The sequence below is a fragment of the bacterium genome (genome assembly GCA_040755795.1).
Lineage (GTDB): Bacteria > UBA9089 > CG2-30-40-21 > CG2-30-40-21 > SBAY01 > JBFLXS01.
Map to the genome: position 1 here is coordinate 1 of JBFLXS010000442.1, position 3,097 is coordinate 3,097.

General features: G+C 33.3%; 4 protein-coding genes. All 4 read right to left on the reverse strand.

Annotated features, from left to right (window positions below; all coding sequences use genetic code 11):
- The coding region (locus AB1414_18055; GenBank protein ID MEW6609318.1) for an amidase domain-containing protein at positions 1-777 on the reverse strand (777 nt) is incomplete at its 3' end.
- On the reverse strand, positions 770-1,846 hold the full coding sequence (locus tag AB1414_18060) for a HEAT repeat domain-containing protein (protein MEW6609319.1): 1,077 nt from the start codon (positions 1,844-1,846) through the stop codon (positions 770-772). The genes AB1414_18060 and AB1414_18055, both read right to left, overlap by 8 nt.
- Positions 1,847-1,927: 81 nt before the next feature.
- The gene (locus AB1414_18065) at positions 1,928-2,308 is read right to left on the reverse strand and encodes an amidase domain-containing protein (protein MEW6609320.1); all 381 of its coding nucleotides are present in this window, start codon (positions 2,306-2,308) and stop codon (positions 1,928-1,930) included.
- Positions 2,305-3,097, reverse strand: a 793-nt coding sequence (locus AB1414_18070) for a HEAT repeat domain-containing protein (GenBank protein ID MEW6609321.1), incomplete at its 5' end; no start/stop codon positions are given. The genes AB1414_18070 and AB1414_18065, both read right to left, overlap by 4 nt.

A 3,097-nucleotide genomic window follows, 5' to 3' on the forward strand; every position in this document is an offset into this window, starting at 1 on the left:
TGGAGTAAAAGTAAGAGTTCTATTATTATTACTCCAACTAAACTCTCCTTGAATATCAGGGTAGATACTAAAAGCGTTCTCAACAGAAGTTATGTCCATTGGCTTACTGAAGTTTATTACAATATTTGTATCTATTCCTGCACCTGTAGATTCGTTATCTGGAGTAGTCGAAGTTACACGGGCGTCCGGAATATGATAAAACCTCGCTTCTGTCCAATAATTTGGAAAACCATAGTTCCAACGAATATTCTGGTGGTCAGTAGTGTGAGAATCAACAATACAAGAATTACCACTTCCTCCAACTACTATCACTGCATGTTCATAGGAATCATTTGGATTATATCCACCAAAGATAATCACATCACCAGTGGTTAAGTTATCAGGTGGTGAGCCATTATTGCTTATAAAACTGTACTCAACATACTGATTGTTAATAAGATGTGTGTGAAGATTTTCACATAGAGGAATACATCCCCAATCGTCAACTCCAGGACCCGCAGAGAGGTTAAGTCCTCCTGCATCGTTATCTCTTAAGCATTGAGAGACATAATTGGCACAGTCACCTCCTTCATTTGTATAGTCATGATAATTGGGGTTATATTTTCTTCCATCATCACTGTCATCCTTACTCCACCATCTATCAGCATAACTCGCTGAATCTGAGCGATGAAAAGCAAATGTATTTGATACGAAAATAGAAACTGTTCCTATAATTACAACTCCCAGATAAATCCATTGTTGAAGATTAACTTTTATTTGAAGCGGAAACTTATTCACTCTTTTTATCCTCCTTTAATCCATCTTTCTCTATTCTCTTTAGTGCTTCCTTAGCTCTACTTCGTATAATTCTATCTTCATTGTCCAAAGATTCTTTTAATGCAACAATTGCTTCTCTATTACCTACTTTCGCTAATCTCTCTAGGTGTTCTAAAGCAGATTCTCGGGTACTCCTATCTTTATGATTCAACACACCTTTTATGAGAAAAATTGATTTTTCATCTCCAATTTTTGCTAATGCTCCTAACGCACAGCTTCGTAAATATCTATCTCTATCATTTAAAGCCTCTATTAAAACTGGGAATACTATTGATTTCTCTTCACCTAATCTTATTAGTGAATATGATGCTCTTACCCTTACATATGCATTTTCATCCTCTAAGGCCTCTTTTATAAATGGTATCGCTCTTTTATCATTAGTTTCTACAAAGACTTCAAAAGCCTTTGCTTTAACTAACACAGTAAAAGATAGCTCTTTCTCTCCTAGATATGCCAGTGTCCGAGCTGAAGATATTTGTACTTTTGGACTTTTATCTCTTAGAGATTCCTTTAAAGCAGGAATACTTGATTTATCCCCTGTTATTGCTAATGCAGAAGCAGCGCAAGCTCTCACACTATCACTCTTCTCATAATTCTTCAGTATATCTATTAAAAATGGTACACCTTCTGGATCCATAGTTCGTCCTAAATCAAGAATTGCATCTTCTAACCATAATGCGTTAGTTTTCATCCCTTCCTTTATTTTTTTAATACTTTTAGTAGCAGCATTAAGGTTTACCCTCTTTTTTATTAACTTTAAATGTAACTCTACTTGTTTTTCTAATTCTTCTCCTGATAATCCTTCTCTTTTGTATCTTTCTCTTAAATTTTCTCTTATTTCTGCCAGTCTTTTTTCTAATGCTTTTTGTTTAGACACTATTTTACTTTCATTTTTTTCTTGTTCCTTTTGAGTTATTTCTTTCACTTGACCTTCCCCTTTAGCAGATTGACCACCCATAGATTGTAACACTGTAACTCCTCCGATCACCATACTTAAAACCACTAAAAACCCTAATACTTTTTTAAACATTTAAAACACCTCCTTATCCTTTAAAAATTGCCCTTTGTGTAGAAAATTATACCAAATTCTATGTTTAATTGCAAGTAATTTCTATGTTTGACTATTGACCAGGTGTTGATGTAAATTATCACAATAAGGAATAGTAGCATCTACCCACTGATTATTAATATGTCTTTTCCCATAGCATCCAGGACCAGCAGTTAAATCAAGACCACCTTCAATTAAACATTGGGAAACAAAATTTGCACAATCTCCACCTGAAGAATTATAATTTTTATAATATGAATCTGGATCATGATTAGGATTATCTAACTCATCATTATTGTATCCCCAGACATTATAATCATCTTCGTCTGGTCCCCAATAACTATCTCCATAAGTAGATACCTCACTTCGATTAAAACCTAATACATTTGTAACAATCATCAAACAAACAGAGAAAGTTATAAATATAAAATGTATCTTTTTCATTTTTTACTCCCTTCAATTCCTAATCTTTTCAATATTCTATTGGCTATATACTGGATATTTTGGTCTTCATCTTTACTTAACTCCTTTATCACTAATATAGCCTTTTCATTACCAATTCTTTCCAAACTACCTAATGCACTATAACGTATTGAATTCTTAGTTTTGTTTATATTCCTCTTCAACGTATCATCTGTAAAATTTCCATATCCTGATAAATCAATGCTCCATTCATCCATGTTTTCTCCTTTAGCAAGACTAATTAAGATAGGTAATGGTTTTGTTTTCTCTCCCAATTCAACTAATACTCTGGCTACTTCAGACCGTACTAATATATCCCTATCTTCTAATGCTTCTATTAAAGCTGGAATAGCTGATTTATCTCCTATACGTCCTAAGGCTTCAGCAGCATCTCTTCGAGCCTCAGTACTTCGGGCTTTGGGAGTTTTATAATTTTTTAACACTTCAATCAATACTGGGATTGCTTTTGGATCTCTTGATACTCCTACATAAAAAATACTCATATCTTCATGATCTAAAGGATATAAAGTTTCATTCTTCATTTTTCTCTTTATCTCCTCAATAATTTTAGGAATTTCAAGTAGGTTTACCTTATCCTCTATTAAACATAACCCTAACTCTACTTCCTTCTCTATTTCCTCCTGTGATAATCCTTCTCTTTTATATTCTTCTCTCAATTTTTCTCTTATTTCTGCTCGTCTTTTTTCTAATGCCTTTTGTCTATCTACTATTTTACTTTCATTTTTTTCTTGTTTCTTTTGAGTTATTTCT